This is a genomic window from Nocardia sp. NPDC047654 (genome assembly GCF_043205035.1).
In the GTDB taxonomy this organism is placed as follows: Bacteria; Actinomycetota; Actinomycetes; order Mycobacteriales; family Mycobacteriaceae; genus Nocardia.
Genome location: NZ_JBIDDF010000012.1, coordinates 1 through 18,819, shown reverse-complemented (window position 1 = coordinate 18,819; position 18,819 = coordinate 1). Strand labels below are relative to the sequence as shown.

General features: G+C 63.6%; 20 protein-coding genes and 2 pseudogenes. 10 read left to right on the top strand and 12 right to left on the bottom strand.

All coding sequences use genetic code 11. The features are described from left to right. Nucleotides 1-67: 67 nt before the first annotated feature. The 10 genes and pseudogenes from ACGF7Y_RS25620 to ACGF7Y_RS25575 all read right to left on the bottom strand — a co-directional run bounded on the left by ACGF7Y_RS25620 (nt 68) and on the right by ACGF7Y_RS25575 (nt 9,800). Nucleotides 68-1,321, bottom strand: coding sequence for a glycosyltransferase (locus ACGF7Y_RS25620; RefSeq protein WP_393237409.1), 1,254 nt, complete (start codon nt 1,319-1,321; stop codon nt 68-70). A 134-nt stretch (nt 1,322-1,455) separates the two neighbouring features. Continuing rightward, nucleotides 1,456-2,460 carry a zinc-binding dehydrogenase gene (locus ACGF7Y_RS25615; RefSeq protein ID WP_393237908.1) on the bottom strand — a complete coding sequence of 335 codons (1,005 nt, stop codon included), beginning with the start codon at nt 2,458-2,460 and terminating at the stop codon, nt 1,456-1,458. Between the two features lie 91 nt (nt 2,461-2,551). Next, the gene (locus ACGF7Y_RS25610; RefSeq protein WP_393237406.1) at nt 2,552-3,313 is read right to left on the bottom strand and encodes a sugar phosphate isomerase/epimerase family protein; all 762 of its coding nucleotides are present in this window, start codon (nt 3,311-3,313) and stop codon (nt 2,552-2,554) included. Nucleotides 3,314-3,342: 29 nt separating this feature from the next. Then, nucleotides 3,343-3,825 (bottom strand): hypothetical protein, encoded by a 483-nt coding sequence (locus ACGF7Y_RS25605; RefSeq protein WP_393237933.1) that lies wholly within the window; start codon nt 3,823-3,825, stop codon nt 3,343-3,345. Nucleotides 3,826-4,131: 306 nt separating this feature from the next. After that, nucleotides 4,132-4,560: pseudogene (locus ACGF7Y_RS25600) on the bottom strand (alcohol dehydrogenase catalytic domain-containing protein); the annotation flags it as partial. After that, nucleotides 4,461-5,357 (bottom strand): ROK family protein, encoded by an 897-nt coding sequence (locus ACGF7Y_RS25595; protein ID WP_393237905.1) that lies wholly within the window; start codon nt 5,355-5,357, stop codon nt 4,461-4,463. The pseudogene ACGF7Y_RS25600 and the gene ACGF7Y_RS25595, both read right to left, overlap by 100 nt. A gap of 89 nt (nt 5,358-5,446) precedes the next feature. Next, nucleotides 5,447-6,106, bottom strand: coding sequence for an HAD-IA family hydrolase (locus ACGF7Y_RS25590; RefSeq protein WP_393237403.1), 660 nt, complete (start codon nt 6,104-6,106; stop codon nt 5,447-5,449). A gap of 17 nt (nt 6,107-6,123) precedes the next feature. After that, nucleotides 6,124-6,858: an SDR family oxidoreductase gene (locus ACGF7Y_RS25585; protein WP_393237400.1), complete on the bottom strand. Its 735-nt coding sequence runs from the start codon at nt 6,856-6,858 to the stop codon at nt 6,124-6,126. Then, entirely contained in the window at nt 6,851-7,993 is a 1,143-nt protein-coding gene (locus ACGF7Y_RS25580; protein ID WP_393237397.1) for a sedoheptulose 7-phosphate cyclase, read from the bottom strand. The genes ACGF7Y_RS25585 and ACGF7Y_RS25580 overlap by 8 nt, the downstream gene beginning before the upstream one ends. A 1,141-nt stretch (nt 7,994-9,134) precedes the next feature. Beyond that, on the bottom strand, nt 9,135-9,800 hold the full coding sequence (locus tag ACGF7Y_RS25575) for a TetR/AcrR family transcriptional regulator (protein WP_393237394.1): 666 nt from the start codon (nt 9,798-9,800) through the stop codon (nt 9,135-9,137). A gap of 232 nt (nt 9,801-10,032) precedes the next feature. Between ACGF7Y_RS25575 and ACGF7Y_RS25570 the strand changes: the two genes are divergently transcribed. From ACGF7Y_RS25570 to ACGF7Y_RS25560, 3 genes are read left to right on the top strand one after another with little or no spacing between them, the layout of a single operon-like run. Then, nucleotides 10,033-11,217, top strand: coding sequence for a cytochrome P450 (locus tag ACGF7Y_RS25570; protein WP_393237391.1), 1,185 nt, complete (start codon nt 10,033-10,035; stop codon nt 11,215-11,217). A gap of 13 nt (nt 11,218-11,230) precedes the next feature. Next, nucleotides 11,231-11,428, top strand: a complete 198-nt coding sequence (locus ACGF7Y_RS25565; protein WP_393237388.1) for a ferredoxin — start codon at nt 11,231-11,233, stop codon at nt 11,426-11,428. Further along, on the top strand, nt 11,425-12,555 hold the full coding sequence (locus tag ACGF7Y_RS25560; RefSeq protein WP_393237385.1) for an NAD(P)/FAD-dependent oxidoreductase: 1,131 nt from the start codon (nt 11,425-11,427) through the stop codon (nt 12,553-12,555). Before ACGF7Y_RS25565 ends, ACGF7Y_RS25560 begins: the two co-directional genes overlap by 4 nt. Nucleotides 12,556-12,753: 198 nt before the next feature. On the opposite strand, the gene ACGF7Y_RS25555 is transcribed toward ACGF7Y_RS25560, so the two are convergent. Continuing rightward, nucleotides 12,754-13,236, bottom strand: a complete 483-nt coding sequence (locus tag ACGF7Y_RS25555; protein ID WP_393237382.1) for a TetR/AcrR family transcriptional regulator — start codon at nt 13,234-13,236, stop codon at nt 12,754-12,756. Between the two features lie 66 nt (nt 13,237-13,302). Here ACGF7Y_RS25555 and ACGF7Y_RS25550 point away from each other — a divergent pair. From ACGF7Y_RS25550 to ACGF7Y_RS25520, 7 genes and pseudogenes are all read left to right on the top strand, one after another. Then, nucleotides 13,303-13,527, top strand: a pseudogene (locus ACGF7Y_RS25550) (Tn3 family transposase); the annotation flags it as partial. Between the two features lie 26 nt (nt 13,528-13,553). Then, nucleotides 13,554-13,922, top strand: coding sequence for a hypothetical protein (locus tag ACGF7Y_RS25545; protein ID WP_393237379.1), 369 nt, complete (start codon nt 13,554-13,556; stop codon nt 13,920-13,922). Nucleotides 13,923-14,894: 972 nt separating this feature from the next. After that, nucleotides 14,895-15,050 carry a DUF6131 family protein gene (locus ACGF7Y_RS25540; protein ID WP_169810549.1) on the top strand — a complete coding sequence of 52 codons (156 nt, stop codon included), beginning with the start codon at nt 14,895-14,897 and terminating at the stop codon, nt 15,048-15,050. Between the two features lie 194 nt (nt 15,051-15,244). Further along, nucleotides 15,245-15,448: a hypothetical protein gene (locus tag ACGF7Y_RS25535; RefSeq protein WP_393237902.1), complete on the top strand. Its 204-nt coding sequence runs from the start codon at nt 15,245-15,247 to the stop codon at nt 15,446-15,448. 199 nt (nt 15,449-15,647) lie between these two features. After that, the gene (locus tag ACGF7Y_RS25530; RefSeq protein WP_393237899.1) at nt 15,648-16,466 is read left to right on the top strand and encodes an RNA polymerase sigma factor SigF; all 819 of its coding nucleotides are present in this window, start codon (nt 15,648-15,650) and stop codon (nt 16,464-16,466) included. Between the two features lie 435 nt (nt 16,467-16,901). Beyond that, the gene (locus ACGF7Y_RS25525) at nt 16,902-17,315 is read left to right on the top strand and encodes a hypothetical protein (RefSeq protein WP_393237376.1); all 414 of its coding nucleotides are present in this window, start codon (nt 16,902-16,904) and stop codon (nt 17,313-17,315) included. Nucleotides 17,316-17,761: 446 nt separating this feature from the next. Beyond that, the gene (locus ACGF7Y_RS25520; protein ID WP_393237373.1) at nt 17,762-18,502 is read left to right on the top strand and encodes a TetR/AcrR family transcriptional regulator C-terminal domain-containing protein; all 741 of its coding nucleotides are present in this window, start codon (nt 17,762-17,764) and stop codon (nt 18,500-18,502) included. Nucleotides 18,503-18,522: 20 nt separating this feature from the next. Here the strand turns inward: ACGF7Y_RS25520 and ACGF7Y_RS25515 are convergent. Further along, the coding region (locus ACGF7Y_RS25515) for a TetR/AcrR family transcriptional regulator C-terminal domain-containing protein (RefSeq protein WP_393237370.1) at nt 18,523-18,819 on the bottom strand (297 nt) is incomplete at its 5' end.

The window sequence follows — 18,819 nt, the reverse complement described above, 5'->3', positions numbered from 1 at the left end:
GCGTCAGTCGCTTTGCCGGGGTGCGGCCGAGTTTGACCGTCGTGGAGGTAGGCGACGCGGCCGGTGGTCAAGGCGTCCAGGACGGCGGTCCCCCGTGCATCATATTGTCGTAGTCGGAAACCAGTCGTTCGATCAAATAATTCTCGGTTACCCGCTGCCTCCCTCTGCGGCCGAATTCGAGCCGGAGCGGCCGATCTTCACACAGGCGTACAACCGAGGCAATGAATTCGTCGTCCTCATCGATTCCGACTAGGAAGCCGTTTACGCCGTGGATCACTTGGCCGTCGAGTCCTCCGATTCGTGAAGCGACGATAGGTTTGGATTTGTACATCGCCTCTGTGACGGCCAACCCGAATCCCTCCTCGACACTTTTCTGTACGACGATGTCCGCGCGGCGCTGGAGAGCGTTCACCCGATACTCGTTCGAGTCACGGTCATTGCCCACCATGGCCATCGCCACGATATGAGTACGCGCACGGACATCGCTCGATAGTGCGTGGAACACTCGGAGTACTTCATCGAGTTCCGCACGGCCCTCTGGGTCGTCGACCACCTCTCGGGGATCAGGTCCGGCAAGAACCAAGTGCACGTTTCGGCCGAAGTGTTCGGAGCACCGTAGTACAGCGGTGATCCCTTTGAGTGGATCCCAGCGACCCACCTGGAGCACGACGAGTCCCGACGAGGGAAGGGAGTGAGCCTGCCAGACCCGACTGATCTCCGTCTCCACCGGGCCCGACTCATGGAGTCCGAGTTCGGTGAGGCGTGTGTTGACCTGATCGGCTGTCATCGGGGCATTCTTCGGTGAGTCGGCCCATATCGCGGGGCGGGCCTCCTCTACCGCCCCGACAGGCGCATCCTTCAAGTATTCACCATGGGTGACCACCACTCTCTCCACTGCTTGCAGATCAGCCGAGAAATAGCGCCAGACCAGTGATTTCGCCCCTGAGGGATCCGATCGTGACCCTACGTGACAATGCCACATGACCCGAATACCGTGCAGGGCCAGCCCCGGCGCCAAACCCAGCGTTTGAGGGTCGTGCAAAACCACTAGATCTCCAGGTCTGACCATCGCCACGATATCGGCAAGGGCAAGAGCCAGTGTTTCTCGGTACACGTCTCGACCTGCGCCGGCAGTCAACAGCTCGGAAGGGGCGCCACGTCCGTGCAGCAAGTGATGGAGATTTTTGGTGAAGGAATAGAACTGGGGGCCACCCCTTACCACAGCCCAACCGAGGTCGCTCCGCCCGCCATTGGAGCTGAATATGACGGCGCGAATGAGCTCAGCGACACCGCCGCCGTTGGCACTGGTGTTGATGTGCACTATCCACGGTGCGCGACGGTCTCTTGGTTCGGCGATCCATTCAACGGCTACTTCTCGACTGTTCAATGCCCGGTCCTGTCAGTAGAGGGGGCGCCACCCACCCCGTAGGTTCGTCTCGAACACGATTTCTCCCACTATCGCCATGGATCCAAGAGGATCTTCGGCGCTCGCCGCGGTGCCGCCAACTCAGCGAACGCCAGTGCCGCGTGCTCCAGCGGTTCGACTCGATCGATCAGTGTGTGGGCGTCGAGTGTGCCCGATCCGAAAAGCTCCACGGCGTCCGGATAGTAATCCAGGCCGTGCCGGATGCCTCGGATGCTCAACCCGGCAAGTACGAGCTTGTTGACGTCGATTCCGTCGGCGATCTCATCGCTGATTCCGATCGCCGCGATCCGGGCACCGACCGCAGAGCCACGGATTGCCATCGCCAGAGCTTCCGGGCTCCCCGATGCCTCGATGACTACCGAGTACGATCCTTCTTCGAGCTCCGACGGGTCGAATCTATCCGATGCCCCCAATCGACTTGCCAGTTCCAGCCCGTTTTCATCGATCCCGATCACAGACAACCGGGCGACCCTTCGTTTCAGCATCTGCAATGCGAGCAATCCGATCGTGCCGGTCCCGATGATCATGACGGTGTCCGAATGCCGTATGGACAACGCGTCGATTCCGGCCAACACCGTAACGGCAGGCTCGATCAGTACCGCCGCGTCGGCGTCGACGGTAGCGGGGAGGACTGTCAATGCGGTCGCTGGAACCCTGACATAGTGAGCCGCAGCGCCCGCGCAACCGTACAGCCCTACTTCGACCATTCTGGTGCACTCGTTGCGCCGCCCCGTTTGGCAACCGCGACAGCTGCCGCACCAAATCATGGTCTGGCCCACGACTCGGTCCCCTGGAAGCACCGAATCGACACCGCAGACCGCTTCCACTACGCCGGCCCATTCGTGCCCGTATCGCAGCGGGAAGGTAGAGCGCCCGTCTCGGATATAACGAGCCGCACCACGCAGAAGTTCTGAGTCGGTGCCGCACAGACCGACGCGCGCCACTCGGATCAAGACGTGTCCCGGCACCGGGTCCGGTATCGGAACTTCGACGAGCCGCACCTGCTCGGGTTCCGTTATCACCGAAGCCCGCATCATGCCTGTGGGCCAATGTCCCGTCGACGGTCGCCCGGTCGCTTTCATGTTTACTCACCGTCCTCGTCGCTCGCAGGTGCACACGGCAAGCTCATCCTTCGGCTCGGCCGAGAAGCTCGCGCATCGCGGCGACGTCGGCATGCAGCTTTCCGGCCACGTGTGCGTAATCGTTCTCCAGCAGTAGCGCTTTCGGCACGAAATGCGTTAGTACGTGATCGCGCACAAGGGTGGCGAGCTGCTCACCGGTCAATCGCCGCCTCCGAGGCTCTTTGACATGTACCTCTGCGCAGACCCTCGACTGTGCCAGCAGATCACCCAAGAGCCTGCCCGGGTCATGACCGGCGTCGATGGCGTTTCCGGTATCGACAACCAGGCTGAGATTCGGCCGATCGACCGCATGGTAGAGCTGGATCGCCTCCGCGCTTCCCAACGCACTCTCCGATGCGACGCCCATACCTCGGGCGGCGGCCGACTCCGCGACCGGCCGCAAGAATGCGGCAGTAGCCATGAGCTGGCCGGCATCACCGATCGTGCTGGCACCGAAGCTCGGTATGTGGAGCGTTTCCGCCCCCAGGGCGGCCGCTACGTCCAGCGCCGTCATGGCCAGGCTCAGACAGTACGGGTTGACGCGGTTGTCTTCCGTGAAGATGCCGACGTCGTTCGCGTGGTTGAAGGCCAGGACCGGGACTGCCACGTCGGAGAGGAGGGGCAGCAAGCGGGGCAGGCAGGCGCCGTCGCTGAGGACCGTTCCGCGGTGCGCGCCCCCGAAGTCGAGATGAACTCGCCTGACACCGGCTCCGATCGCCTGCTCGATGGCCGCGGCTCGATCGATGCTCAGGCGCCACTGCGGCAACGCCAGTTCGACTTGCTCGAGGTCGTCTGTCATGGCTGCCAATCGGGCCGGATCATGATGGCAGCCTTCACCACTCGCCGGTCTGCGAATCGCCGGCTTGTCCCGTTGGCCAATCGAGCCAGCATCGCCTCCGCCTCGGCGATATCGACGACGTGGGTCACGAGCGGCCGATACAGTTCCGGGTACCGTAGTAGTTCATCGACGGCTTCGATGAGATGCCGGTTCGCCACTCCCCGGTGACCGAAGACCGTGAGCGGCCCGGCGTTCGTGCGCGGGAAGGTTCTAAATATCGGCTGAGCCGGCTGTCCGCCGCAATTGGCGGCTCGGACAGGACCGACCGCGATCGCACCGTGCCTGGTGGTGATCGGGTCTCGATCCGATCCGGCATGCACGTCCACATATAGCGGCGCGTCGCAGTGATCGATGATCGAAGCGATCACGGACGCGGTCGCGGTACGTGGGGTTGCGACGACTGCGGCGAGGGAATCCTTCGCCGTGCCGAGAAGATCCATGACCTCGAGATCTCCGCAACGGAACGATATCTCGGGCCCAGCCTGTATTCTCGACCAGGCGAGTCCTGCTTCAGTGTGGTGCACGTGCACGACGACCACACCAGGGTCACGATGTCGCCAATACCTGGCCGCCAAGTGTCCGATAGTGCCGTCTCCCCAGACGAGGAGAACCTTCGGCAGTTCCGACGCGGCAGCCATGGCTATTTCTCGGCCGTAGAGCACAGACGCCAACGGTTCGATCAGCGATGCCAGGTCGACCTCCGGAACCCGGGGCAGCTCCAAAACCAAACGTGCAGCGACAGCCTCCGCAGGGATCAGTACGCGCTGGGCCCAGAACCCGCGAACGTTGTGCCCGAGCAGGAATCGCGCATCGGTTGGGTGGGTCGGGTTCACGGTGACTACAGCAGACGGCTCGTACGGTCCGCTGCCGGACCCCGCCGCGACGACCGTGGCGATTCCTTCGTGCCCCAGAACATCCGTGGGGTCCGACCGCAGTCCCTGAAGGATTTGCAGATCCGTGCCACAGATACCGGCGACAATCGGCGCGAGCAGTAGCTCACCTGGGCGGGGGATCGGTGTCGGCAGGTGCTCGAAACGCACCCCATCGCGAGAACGCACCAGCGCGGCATACCGGCTCACCGGACCACCTGCAGCTCGCCTGTCAACATTCGGACCGCGCCGTGCAGGTTGTCGACGTCCTGTGCACCACACAAGCGAATGTGCTCCTCGAGCCATCGTTCGTCGCGGCCCCTGTCTACATAGGAGCGTTTCTCGCTCAGTTGACCGAACAACTCGGCACGGTAGTGCTCGCGCAGGTTCTCGACGACGCCGCCGCCGATACCGACAAGGTCGAGGTGGGGCACGATGCACCACAGCGTCCGCAGTAGTTCCGCGATCGGCGCGATCGCGATCCGGAGTACCTTCCTCGCAGTTGGGTCACGATCGGTCAACCGGTCGGCGAATCCGTCATCGAAGTCGGTTCCACAGTCCAGCCCCGCTTGCTCGGCGAGGCGACGAATCCCCGGGCCGGAGGACACCGAGCCGATGTGGCCGATCGCGCCGCACTCGCAGGCAGGCAAGGCCGGTGGTTGTATCCCAGCGGGGAACTGGGCGAGGCAGTGCCCTACCTCTCCCTGCAGGCCCCAGCCGTCGACCGGGATGCGTCGGCTGTTGATATCGGCCAGGCGAAGTCCGATTCCACTACTGACCGTGAGGTATCCGGCTTGTCGCGTGGCCTCCGTTGCGTACCGCGCGCAGAAGTCGGCGAGTCCGGCCGTCACGTCGTTGACTGCGTACCAACGGACATCCGGCCGCACGCGGGTGAGTTCCGCGAGTAGATGGAACGGCTCCCTCGCGCTACCCCACAAGGGTGCCGAACCATAGATGATTCCCTGCTCCTCATCCATGGCTGCTCCACACGACAGAGCCGCACACGCGCCGACGGGGACCTGCTCGGCGAGGAGCTCGATCAATCGCCGTCGCAGCGTGGAGACATCTTCGTTCGGACAATTCAACAAGCTCGGCGACCGCATGCGGCTAGTCGATGGTGAACCGGTGACCTCGGCACCATGCCGTAGACGTATCCACGTGCCGCCCAGGTCGACCGCGTACATGACGGCCGTCATCGTCGCTCCGATCTGTCGGTGAATGTGACGTCGCCGCACAGTTGGTGCGTCGTGACGACGGATTTCGAGAAGTCGGCTATTCGAGGGATCAGGTGATCGAATTCGGCGAGATCGCCGACTGCGATTGTTCGGGCACCGCTGGCGATCCCGGCTCGAATTCCCGCGTGGGAATCCTCGAACACCAGACAATCGGCGATGTCCACCTCCAGCATGGCCGCCGCGTTCGAGTAGCCTTGTGGGTCCGGCTTTCCGCGGACGATGTCCTCGGCGCTGACAATGATCTCGGGGATCGGGATTCCGGCTGCCGCCATGCGATTCAACGCCAAAGTGCGACCTGCCGAGGTGACCACCGACCATGCGCTCGCCGGGATCGATCGCAGGAGGGCGGTCGCGCCGGGTATCTCTGCGATGCCCTCGACCGTGGTTTCCTCCTCGGCCACTATGCGCGCGGTTTCCCGACGCGCGATCACACCGTCGCCGATGAACTCGGAGACGGTGGTGCCGGTCGGACGTCCATGCGCGAAGCCCAAAACTTTCTCCGCATCCAGGCCGTGCCGCTCAGCGAAGGCGGTCCAGGTGCTGCGGACAACGGCGGTCGAGTCCACAAGGGTGCCGTCCATGTCGAACAGTAGTGCCGAGGCTTTGTATTCGAACACGTTTCACGTCCCTAGGTTCACGACAATGCACGAGATTGAGAAACAGGAACTCCGTCGTGGAGAGAATGCCAGCTACCTCCTTTGGCGACGACGAAGACGTCGCCGGCCATATCTTTCGCACGGCTCTCCGCAAGGTTGCCGGCGAAGGGCTTGAAATCAGCGGGTGTCATGTAGTCGCTGTAGTCGAAGTCGGCGGGTCGCCGCGCTCGAATACCCGGCGTATCGACCATGCCCGCCGGCAGCACCTGCACGAACCGGATCTCCTCCGCGTCCTCTTCCTGCGCTACCGACTCGACGAGCGACGCAGCCGCCGCTTTCGTCGCGGCATAACCTGATCTCGCGGGTCCCGCGTTGTACACGACCTCGGAAGACACGCTGAGGAATACGCCCGGTCCAGCCTGTCGCAGAGTCGGAATCGTACTCTTCAGAACCATCCACAAGCCATGAAGGTTGATCTTCAGTTGATCGATCCAATCGCATTCAACCACATCAGGGAAGTATTGCCGTTTGGACGTGTAATAGATGGACGAGTAACAGACCAGGTCGATGGTATGCGGCAGTGTTCCTTCGATAATGGTCCGTGCCGCCGCAGCGTCCCGGAAATCGAGCTGACACCAGCGCAGTGATGTCGCGCCGTCGCCGACCGGTTCGGATCGGCTGTATACCGTCACATCGAAGCCGCTGCCGGCCCAGGCGTCCGCAATGCCGCGCCCGATGCCAGTCGATCCGCCGACGACTATCGCATTACCCATGGACCGCTCCTAACGTACTATTTGCTCGGATCCCGGTTTGCTGTATTCGAGACCGGGCGCGTGCCAGCCAATGTATTGCGGATCGAATCTCTTCATCTGTGATGTCGTTCGCGAACTCGTATCGACCTATGCCGGTCACCAGCGGTATCCTCTGCTTTCCGTCGCGGTGTCGTATGGTGTCCGCCAGAGCTTGCAGCAAAAGACCTCGACTTTCGAGGATCGGATCCCACAGAGGAAGTCCCAGGTCCGCCATCGTCCGATAGATCCGGGTTGCCTCATCATCGGCGAGGTAGCCACGTCGCAGGGATATCGCTGTGGTGAGCGCCATATCGAGGGAAACCGCTTCCCCGTGCAGCAAAGAGGGCAGAGCTCGCATTTCGATGGTCGGGCTGAAACTGTGTCCGAAGTCGACGCATCGCTCGAGTTCCGCTTCCCAGAGGTTCGGCTGAAGTTCTTCCAACATGAGGTGAACCGCTTCGGTCAGAATCCATTTGGCAGCGGATTCGAGGGCAGGGGTGGTTCCTCTGAACCGATCCTGCAAGACATCCCTACCGACGCTCTCGAGTGTGAGGAAAAGATTTTCTGATCGAACCAGCGCCATCTTCAAGATCTCGGATATTCCGTTACTCAGATGCCTCGAGGGCAGCGTGTTCAGGAAGGTTCGGTCGAGGAACGTTGTTTCAGCAGGAGCGTACGTTCCGAGTCGATTCTTCCCCGATCTGTAGTTGACACCGGATTTGACTCCGACTCCGGCATCGACCAGCCCGATGAGAGTTGTGGGGATCCTGATATAGGGAGTACCGCGTCGGTAGATGCTCGCCGCGAAGCCGACGATATCCATCAGGACGCCACCGCCGATGGCCACGACCGGTTCGCGTCGGCGATCGATGCCGAACTCTTCCATCGCGTCGACCACCTGTAGCGCCGTACCATAGCTTTTGCATGCCTCCCCGGACGGTAATGGGACAACAGTCGCCCGCATGTCATGCAGCTCGAAATACCTTCTGATGCTCTTGCCATGCAGATCATCCACATTGCGGTCGATGACGACGAGTCGCCGCTTTCCTCTGTAGGATTCCCCCGCCATCCCTTCGGCCGCCGCAGTGCTAGTCGGGCGAAACAGGTCATCGATCATCTCTACCGTGTAGCAGACCTGTTTGACTGCGCTCACGGTCCATATTCGGCCATCGTTGTCGGCATAGCACAGTCCGTCGTGATCAAATCCTTCATCTTGCATATTGGTCCCCGCCTCTATCGACAACCCGAAACGCGCGCCGAACAGATTTGATCACAGGGGAGCCCGGCTGGACAGGGCTCTGCTTGATATAGCTCCCAGCGGTGCGCAGGCGCTGGATTGCGCAAGTCGGACGATTTTCGAGAATCGCCGGGTTATATGGATCGAATCGCGAGTAGGACCGAAGAAATTATCGACAGAACGGGAGCACGCATGTCACCCTCCTCGAGGTCCAAATCAAATACTGATCCGCTACCTGAATCAAGGCCATCCCAGCCCATCGTAGCGCAGCTATTTCGATGACAAGGGCAATCGACAACACCTCCTTCGGATGTGACCTGCATCACAGCCATCTCTGGCGGCCCCTGCCGCGTCGAGCGGACATGGCGCGGAGGGCACGGCGCAGCGTGTCCAGTTGAACTGTGAAATGGTGGAGAACACTCGGCAATTCAGGACTTGGTGTACCTCGTCGGGAGTCCGGCAGCCCGGGGCCGCGGAGGCGTTCGTTCACCACCGCGCGTCGCGTGGAGCGTACTCCTCGCGATGTGAGTTCGCCCAGCGACAGGATCTCAGCGGGCTGAGACAGGTGCCGTTGCGCCGGAGCAGCGTCGGAGCTGAGAGGTGCAGAGCTGTAGAGGCTTCGGTCCTGATCGATGAGATCATCACCGGCATCTGTTCCGGTTGTTTGGCAAGTCGGCGCGGGCGGTTTCTGCACTTGCATCCTTGCTCGTGCATCCTGGCTTGTTGTGGATTCATGACCAAATGTGCTGCAGCACAGCGGGATTTTCCTCTAGCGCCGGCACTGTGAGGAATTCTTACTGCGGCCCGCAGGGGTGCGCCACGGAGGCGGGCGGCCTCTCGGATCGGTAGTCGGTTCGGGCGTGTCTGTTCTACGGTTCGGGGCCGCTTTCCGGCGTGCTGGGGTCAGGGTTTGGGGTGTGAGAGTGGGTGTGCGCGGAAGAATTCCCAGATGATGGAGAGTCCGCAACAGCCGTGAACCCCTGCAACCGACGGAGGGTTCCTGCACTTCACTGGTGCAACTTCACCGACTGCGACTATCCAGCAGTGCTTGCGTGGCAGTGTCCACGTCGAGGGTGGGATCGAGTTGGGCGGCAGCACGCAGCCCGGCGACCACCATCGGGATGAGGGCGTCGATCATGGATTCGATATCGAAGGGTTCTCCGTTCTGCAGCCAGTAGAGGGTCGCCTCATCGATCGCGCCGGTGGCCGACCGCATCATCATGCGCAAAGCGGGAATTCGAGGGTCGAGTCCCAATAGGGTGGTCCACCCCTCGATGGTCCGCCATCGGCCCGCTTCGAACGCCTCGAACGCCTCGGCGTCAGCGCTTCGCCCGCCTAGAACCAACCGCAGCGCGAGCCCGCGGTGTGCGGCGAGATAGCTGAGGTGAGCGCGGAACCCGCCGCGGATCTGCTCGGCGATAGGAAGCTCGGGATTGAGCCCCTGAGCTCGCACGATCCGGTCGGAGGCATCCCGCAAGGCCGCCAGATAGATGCCACGCTTGTTGCCGAAGTAATGGAACAGCAGCCCATGGGCCACCCCGGCGGCTTTTGCGATGTCGGCCACGGCCACCTCGTCGTAGCTCTGTTCGGAGAACACGTCGACCGCGGCGTCGATGAGGCGCTGGCGGGTCTCGGCGGCCTGCGCAGCACGCATGGTCGTACGCCCCTTCCCGGTTGTCGCGGTCATCGCTGTCCCTCCTGTTGCCTGCCGATCGCCTACTCCGATACTGGGCCGCCCCCGGGGGAAACACAAGTTGATTTCATGTCATTGACATATAGTCAACCAAATGTCTAACCTGAGATTCAGGCCACAGATCGGCCCGATGACCAGTCGCCTGAATCCAGCTCGAGGCGGCACGCGGCCGGGGTGATCCGGTGAAGAGCCGCCGGCGGACGAACGTCGGTGTTGAGGAGTTTCGATGCGTAAGACTGCTGGTGTCCCCGTTTACCAGCCGGACCTGTACTCGCGGCAGGCGATCATGGACCCATATCCGCACTACGCCCGGATGCGCGAGTCGGGCCCGGTCGTGTGGTTGGCAAGGCAGCGGGCGTACGCGTTACCGCGCTATGCCGAGTGCAAGGCAGTCCTACTCGATGACGACACGTTCATCTCCGGCGAGGGCGTCGGACTGAATCCTCTCGCCAACCGCCTTTCGCGTGGCACCACCCTCAACAGCGATGGCGAAGACCACCGCCGGCGGCGTGGGCTACTGGGCCGACGGTTGACACCCAAGGCGCTGCGCACGATGCGTGCGACGGTCGAGCGGCAAGCGGTCGCGGCCGTCGAAGCCGCTGTAGTACGGCGCCGGATCGACGGCGTCGAATTGGCTACCACGCTGCCGATGTCGGTCGTACCCGATCTGATCGGATGGCCACAGCACGGTCGCGAGCACTTATTGCGTTGGGCTGGCGCCACTTTCGACTCACTTGGACCGATCAACAACCAATCGATCCGAACCGCTCCGGCCGGCATCGAGATGATGCGGTTCACCCGCCGCCTTGCTCGCGACCGGCAGCTGCTGCCCGGCAGCGCGGGTGCGGAGATCCTCCAGGCCGCGGATGAAGGCAAGATCGCGCACAACGAGTGCCCGGCCATGATGATCGACTTTCTCGCACCCTCACTGGACACCACGATCAGCGCGATCTCCAGCGCCCTGTACCTGTTCGCCGCCCATCCACGCCAGTGGCAGCTACTGCGGTCCGACCCCACGATGATCGCCAATGCGGTGAACGAGGTGGTGCGCTACGAGTCACCGCTGCGTGCGTTCTCTCGCAAGGCAATTCGTGACGTAACACTGGCGGGCGTCACCATTCCGGTGGGCGCACGGGTAGTGGTGATGTATTCCTCGGCGAATCGGGATCCACTCGAGTGGGATTCTCCCGACACTTTCGACATCCGCCGCGACGCCTCCCGCCAACTGGGCTTCGGGCACGGCACCCACGGCTGCGCAGGCCAGGGCCTGGCCCGGCTGGAAACCCAGGCCATCCTCGCCGCACTGCTCGAACGCGTGGAACGCATCGAGATCACCGGAAGACCGCAGCGGGCGATGAATAACATCATCCACCGCTTCGAAAACCTTCCCCTGCAACTCATTCCCGACTGAAGGACGAATCGCAATGAAGATTTCCGTCGACTACCTTCGCTGCGAAGGCCATGGCATGTGCGCCGAACAGGCCCCCGCAGTGTTCGAGCTCGATGACGCAGGCGAATTGACTTACCGATTCGAGGGCGGCGAGCTCCCCGAAGAGCACGTCAGTGCCGCGCGGGCGGCCATCAGTTCCTGCCCGGTAGCGATCCTGCGCGAGCAGTCATGACCTCTCCCCGTTCGATCGTCGTCGTCGGCGAGTCCATCGCCGGGATCACCGCGGCGCGTGAATTGCGCACTCTGGGACACACCGGTCGACTGACCATCATCGGCGCCGACGAACGCGGCGGCTACTCGCGACCACCGTTGTCGAAGGCGGTCCTGCACGACCCGGCTTCGGAGGGCTCTCTACCGTATCGGCTAGACGGACTAGGGATAGACCTCCTCCGTGAGGCCGCCGTCAGCACCGATTTCGACTCCCGCACCGTCACCACCGCAACCGGCCGCACCCTCGCATATGACGCGCTCATCGCCGCAACCGGCGCCGACGCACGGCGGCTGGCCACCGGGGGACAGACCGGCGAACTGGTCCTTCGGACACTCGAGGACGCGCGGACGTTGCGAGCCAGGCTCTCGGCCGCCACCTCGGCGATCGTGGTCGGCGCGGGGTTTCTGGGAATGGAGGTCGCCAGCGCGTGCGTCGCTCGCGGCATCCCGGTCACCGTGATCGATGTCGACCCTCCGTTGCGGCGCATCCTCGGACCTTTCCTCTCCGACGCGGTACGCGCACGAGCCGAAGAACAGGGCGTCCGGATAGTGCAGACTCCCCGGTTGGTCACACTCACAGGCGATCCGGTCTGCGGTGTCATTCTCGGCGATGGATCGGTATCGACCGCCGACCTCGTGGTCACCTGCGCCGGGGAAGTACCGAATACCTTGTGGCTCGATGGTTCCGGCGTAGCCGACGAACGCGGCATCGGTATCGATCACTTGTGTGCGACGACGACCGCCGGGGTCTACGCGGCCGGCGATGTCGCCTACTCGATCCGCGACGGCCGACGAGCCCCGTTCTGGTCCAACGCTGTCGCACAGGGCAAGGTCGCCGCCGCCTCTGCCCTCGGGCTCGCCTCTTTTACGTCCGCCACCGACGACTACTTCTGGACCGAAATCCTGGGGGTTTCTATCAAAATCGTTGGGCCGCTGCCACTCGTCGGCGAACCGACCAGTGTAGTTGGCAGCATCGCGGACGGAGCCGCTCTGCTCACCTGGACACGGGCTGACAGGCGATCGACGGTGGTCGCCTACGGGATCCGGAAATCCGTCGCCGCATTGAGGAAGATGGCCGGCTCGATATAGCCCTGCGGCAGCGCATCGAGGAAGGGCAGCATGAGCTGGCAGATTCGACCGGCGTTCCCGATAGCCCACAGCGCGCGCTGCGCCGAAGCGGGATAGCAGTATCTGATCGAGCCGGGTTCGCGACGGGACGCCTCCGGTATCTGGTGCCGCATCCGGGAAGGTTGACGCTGTAACCCGCGGCCCGGGGTGGGGGGGTGGTCATCGGCGGGTGGCCGGTGATGCTGCCAGGTGGAGGTGGTGCCGGTGGCTCGCAAGCCGGATGTGCTCGTCGCCGCAGTGACCCCGAGGGAGCCGCAAGCTGGCCCAGGTCGCGCGACGCAGGAAGCAGTCGACGATCGCCGCGATATCAGGCTGGACCCGGCCGACCGCGCCCAGCGCTCGTACATGCGCCCGGACGACGTCGACAGGGTCGTCGACCCCTGCGGCAGCGTTGTCGAGGAGTTGGGCGAGCTCCTCGACAACCTCGGTGAGGGTTGCGGCGAACAACTCGGCTTTGCTGCCGAAGTGGTTGTAGAAGGATCCGGTCGCGACGCCGGCGTCCCGTGCCAGATCGGCGATGCCGATACCGGTGGCCAGACCGCTGCCCAAGGCGCGCCGCCCGGAAGAGATCAGCGCAGCACGTGTGCGCAGCGCGCTGCGCGCCCGCGCATTCAGCGAATTCGTGACCTTCGGCTCCGGCACGTCGGAGCCCCTGCCATTCCGGCCACGAAGTGCTGCTCCCGGGTTGGGCGGCCGCCCGATACGCCCGAGCACTACGATGATCTGCTGCGGCTGGCCGGATCGTTGAAGTTCGGGCACGCGACCGCGTCGCTACTGGTCGACCAGTAGTTCGGGTCGGGTCGGCAGAACACGCTGGCCGCCGCGCTCGAGGAGTACGGGGCGATGCGGCGCATGATCTATGCCGCCCGGTATCTGTCCGGTCCGGTGTATCGCCGCAAGATCGCCCGCCAGCTGAACAAGGGCGAATCCATGACGTAGCGCGAGAACCGAGGAGATTGTTGAGTAATACACCGATTCCGCCGCGAGCGTTGACCGACCTCGAAACCAGCGTCGTCACCAAGCTGCTGTCGTCGAACACCCTCGGCGCCTCCGAGTATCTGGCACAGGTGCCGTATTCGCAGGTCGTCGCAACCTGGGGTGTCGGTTCACCGAGTGTCGATCTGGCGGTGCGGCCCGGTGCGGTGCAAGCATCCGGTTCGACGGACGGGATCTTCGCCAGCGGAGCGGTCACCGACCGCAACGAATCACCGATCGGCGAGGTCATTCTATGGGTCGAGAACGGCTGGCTCAATGGAATCGAGTACGCCTGGTATACGGACGAACGCCCACACACGCTGCCCGAGCCCGGTCGGATCGAGCTTCTGTAGCGCAAGATGATGATTGGGCCATAGGACCTCACGCGCCGCGGCCATCCAGTGCCGATTGTCCTCGACGTAGGGCATCGCTTGTTTCACCCGTCCATTACTCGGCGTGCACCAGTTCCTGCACGCGTCATCTCCGCCATTGGCAACATCGGCAACTGTGCGTGTGGCGCCCGGCTCGCCGCGCAAAGCGGCGGCGGCCTACGTGGAGGAGCATCGGGTGCCATGTCCCAGCGCTCGGACATTCCGCGCCGACGCGGCGTGCTGGGGGCCGCCGGTATCGGCGCGACGATGATCCTCCCCGCCGATCTCAGGATCGCCTTCGTCGCGGCCGAATTCGGCGAAGTGTCACCCGGCGCGCAGTGGTGGCGACCGCGGTTCCTCCGGCGGCGTGCTCGGTACGCAGACCGCGACGAATGCACCGTAGATATCAACTGTAGACCTACACTGTTGACATAACGCTCCGGGCGGCGTCTACTGAAGGGAGCAACCGATCCGGGCCAAGGCTTCGAGGATCGCCATGATCACCACTTTCAGACCGGCCGAGTCGAGTGCATCCGCAAGTCGGCTCGAGCGTCACCGCTCGACGTCCGGCGGGCGCCCGTGGCGAACGCGACGCCGACGCTACGACCGCGGACTTGTCGGTTCAGCCCGCGGCGGGCCGCAGCCCTTCGACTTCGGGGCACCTTCGCTCGACGAGGACACCCCGGCACCACAGCCGGAGCGTCCGGCAAACGCCGCCGGGCAGCGGCCGAAAAATGGCCCACGTTCCGCGGCAGGACCCCTGTTCGATGACAGGCCGCCCGTCTCGGGCCGTTCGACACCCTCACGCGGGGACCAACGCCGGTAACCGCGCGCCATCTCACTGCAGACAAGGAGGCCGCGATGAGTATCAGAGCAAGGTTCGCCCACCGAACCCGAGCCGTCTTCAAGCACTGACCCCACCCCATCCTTACCGCACCGAATCAGGGACCGCTCATGATCATTCTCGGAATCGTCCTCCTCGTCGTCGGATTCCTACTCGGCATCCCATGGCTCGTCACCGCTGGAGTCATCGTCGCGCTCATCGGCGTGGTGCTGATGATCGCGGGCATGGCCGGCCATGCCGTCGGCGGCCGACGGCACTACTACTGACCGATCCCCGCGCAGCCGGCCGAGTTCCGGCTGTGCTCTATTCGCCTACGCGGCATGCGATGCAGGGAGAACACGATGCGACACTCCGCTACTCACAACACGATCGAGACAACGTCGATCCGCGACAAACGAACTCGATGCCGCGGTCAGGCAAGCGCTGTGCCCGACCCGCCGGAATTCGGTGGAGGTGCATGATGCGTCGTCTAGTGCCGTTGCTTCTGCTCATCTGGTTGATCATCGGTGCCATCGCCGCCGGTCAACGCGGATACTTCACCGAGCGTGACCAGAACTGCGCCAGCGCGGCAACCATCGCGGTCACCGTCATCGCGGGCCCGCTGAACTATGCAGGCGTCAATCCCAAGGTGAACGACTGCGATCTGCCCCAACCCAGCCCGTAACACGACACCGCGACGGATGTCCCGGCCCCACCGGGGCCGGCATCCTGTACTCGTGCCAGGCCGAGACGATTCCGGCCTGGCGTCACATCGCGACTCGGCGACCTTCATCAACCTCGGGTCGCCGCTGCACATCCCGTTCACCAACGCGGTTGTCCGGGTGTCCGAACTCCGCCGATTCAGCTGGATCCGAGGCAGACCGATGACCGATAAGTCGACACGGACTCTCCCTGCGAGGACGCCACACACCCGCCGCGGCACCGACAACTACGACCATCTCGAACCGCTGTTCGCCCAGCTCGCCGAACTGGACGTGGACGACCCGCGCCGAGTTACCCTGCGGGAGGCGCTGATCGGGCGATGCCTGCCACTGGCCGAACACATCGCCCGCAAGTACGCAGGCCGCGGCGAGAACTTCGATGATCTCCTGCAGACCGCCCGGCTGGGCATGGTGACCGCCGTCGACCGGTTCGACCCCGATTACGGGACGACGTTCCTGTCTTTCGCGGTGCCGACCATCATGGGCGAGATCCGCCGCCATTTCCGTGACTTCACCTGGGCGCTGCGAGTACCACGGCGAGTCAAGGAAATTCAGCAAAGCCTCGGCCCCACGATCGAAATGCTGTCGCAACGACTGGGCCGCATGCCCAAAGCCGGCGAGATCGCCGAGCAGCTCGGCGTCGGCATCGGTGATGTCACACAGGCAATGATCGCCCACAACGGCTACCAGACCTCTTCGATCAACGCGACCGCCGACTACGACAACGAGAACGCGCCACTGTCGTTGCTGGACATTCTCGGCGCCGAGGAACCGGACTACCGCACCATCGAGGACTGCCTGACGGTGAAACCTCTCATCGCCGCGTTGCCCGAGCGTGAACGCGAAGTGCTGTTCATGCGCTTCTTCGAATTCAAACCCCAAACCCAGATCGCCGAGCACCTCGGCGTCTCCCAGATGCACGTCTCACGCATCCTGGCCAGGACGCTGAACTCGTTGCACGAGACGGCATTACGCGACTGAGCAGCCTGCTCGAAAACATTGGATGGCCTGAGAACCCGGCCGATCAGGCCCGGGAGCGCACGCATCCAGCCTGTTCGACCAGCAGGTCGGATGGTCCCCCGGCGAATCGTTCGAAACGCTGTTCTGGGCTCGCCATGGACGGCGGATAGTCGTACGCGGCCGACAATGATGCGGAGAGGGCGTCGAGGACGGATTGTCGTCAGAAACGAGGCTCGCCCGGGATCAGTGGGGGTGAAGCTCCGCCGGAACCGCCTGAACGGTTATCGAAGAGTGTCCGTTGTGTGGCTGTGCCGCGCTGTCGGCGCAGCCCCGCCTTTACCGGCCGGAGGTCGAATGCGGGGCAGGTTCCGTCTAAGCGTCCATCGGTCATTTTTCCAGTTCAGGGCTAGTGCATCGGCGTTAGGGTAGAAGGGGGAGAGTGCGAGGAGTCGAAAGATGAGCACCACCATTGTGATCGTGATCGTCGTCGCGGTTGTTGTCATTTTGCTTCTGGCCGGTGTGTGGGTGTTGATGCGCAGACGGCGCGAACACCAGCGGGTCGAAGCCGAAGGCATTCGTAGCCGCGCGGCGGAACAAGAACTCGAGGTCGGTCAGCGGGAGGCGCGGGCGAAGGAGACTGCCGCCAAGAGCCGGGCGGCAAAAGCCGAAGCCGAGGCCAAGGCGGCGCAGGCCGAGCAGCTCGCTCAGCAGGCGCACGTGCATCGCGGTGCGGCGGCGGAATCGCGAACCGAGCTGGACAAGGAGTGGGAGCGCGCGGATAAGGTCGATCCGGACTCGAAGGCAGGTGAGACGCCACGCGGAGCTGATCCTGAACGGCCGTCGCCGCCAAGAACCGGTGGCGTTGTGTGAACCCACACCCCTGGACGCGCTCGTACGCGACAATGCCCTCGTCCGTGAGAGCACACTACTCGAACGCCCCATCGGCATCTCGCCGACTGAACCGGCCACCGACTCACACGGACAGCAGGTCGCCTCAACGTAGCCGATCCATAGGTTTCAAATAATCTCCGGGCCGCAGCCGCCGATGGAACAAGTCACCGGCGCAGTAAGCCCCGGCCGTCGGAACGCCTGATAGGCGGTGGGTGGACACAGCGTGAAGAGCTTTCTGGACAGTCCATGGTCGTGGGCGACGACTTCGCTCGGCAGGGCCGAAGCCGTTCACTTCTCGAACCTCCTACCCGGCAGCTGCGCGAACCCGGTCGCCCCAGCTCAGGGTCTAGATACATTGTATGTCTACGGTGTAGACTTACAACGATAACAGATCAGAGTTCCGACCGAGAGAAGGCGTCGAGTCGATGAGCCGTGCCAAAGCCGGACCAAGCGGTTCCGCGGACGCCTCAGCGGACCGCGCCGCCCGGGAAGACCACGCGGGCGGCCCGCTGACCCGGTCCGCGATGCTGGCGGCCGCCCTCGAGATCATCGATCGCGATAGTGTCGAACACCTGTCGATGCGGCGCCTCGGCCAGGCGCTCGACCGCGACCCGATGGTGCTCTACCGGCACGCGGCCAACAAAGCCGCACTTCTCGACGGAGTCGCCGAAATCGTGCTCGAACAACTCACCGTCGACCCCACCGACCCGGACTGGCGCCGTCAGCTGCGCATCATCGCCCGCGACTTCCGCCGACTGGCAGTAGCCCACCCGAACGTGGTTCCCCTGCTGGTCACCCACCCGCTGTCCACCCCGCTCGGACTGCGGCCGCTCGGCATCCTGCGGCCGCTGGAACGCACCCTCGACCTGCTCACCCGGGCCGACTTCAGCAGTGCCGACGCCCTGCAAATCTACCGCGCGCTGTTCGGATTCCTCTATGGTCACGTCCTCAACGAACTCCAGGAAATCATCGAACGCCCCGAAGAGACCGACGACGTGCTGCGCCTCGGCTTGTACCGCCTGCCCGTGGGCGAATTTCCCTTACTTCGCGGCCTCGCCTCGGATCTGGCTGCCTACGAAGGCGGAGTCGAACTCGAACGCGGCCTCGACATTTTGATCAGTGGTCTCACCGAGACCATGACACCAGCCGCCACGCGGCCGAGATAGGAACTGAGCGCCACACACCATCACCCTGATCCGGGCAGCGTGGCGGTGAGACCGGTGAGCAGGATGTCCAGGCCGCGTTCGAGTTCGGCTTCGCCGTCGTAGGCGGCCAGGACGGGCGCGAGTTCGCGCAGCAGGGGGAACTCCGCCAGCGGGAGGCGATGCAGACCGAGCCGCAGTACGTCGTCGGTCTCCTCGGGACGCTCCACGATCTCCTGCAACTCATTGAGAACGTGCCCGTACAGGAAGCCGAACACCGCACGGTAGACATGCAGCGCGTCGGCGCCGGAGAACCCGGCACGGGTGAGCAACTGAAGGAT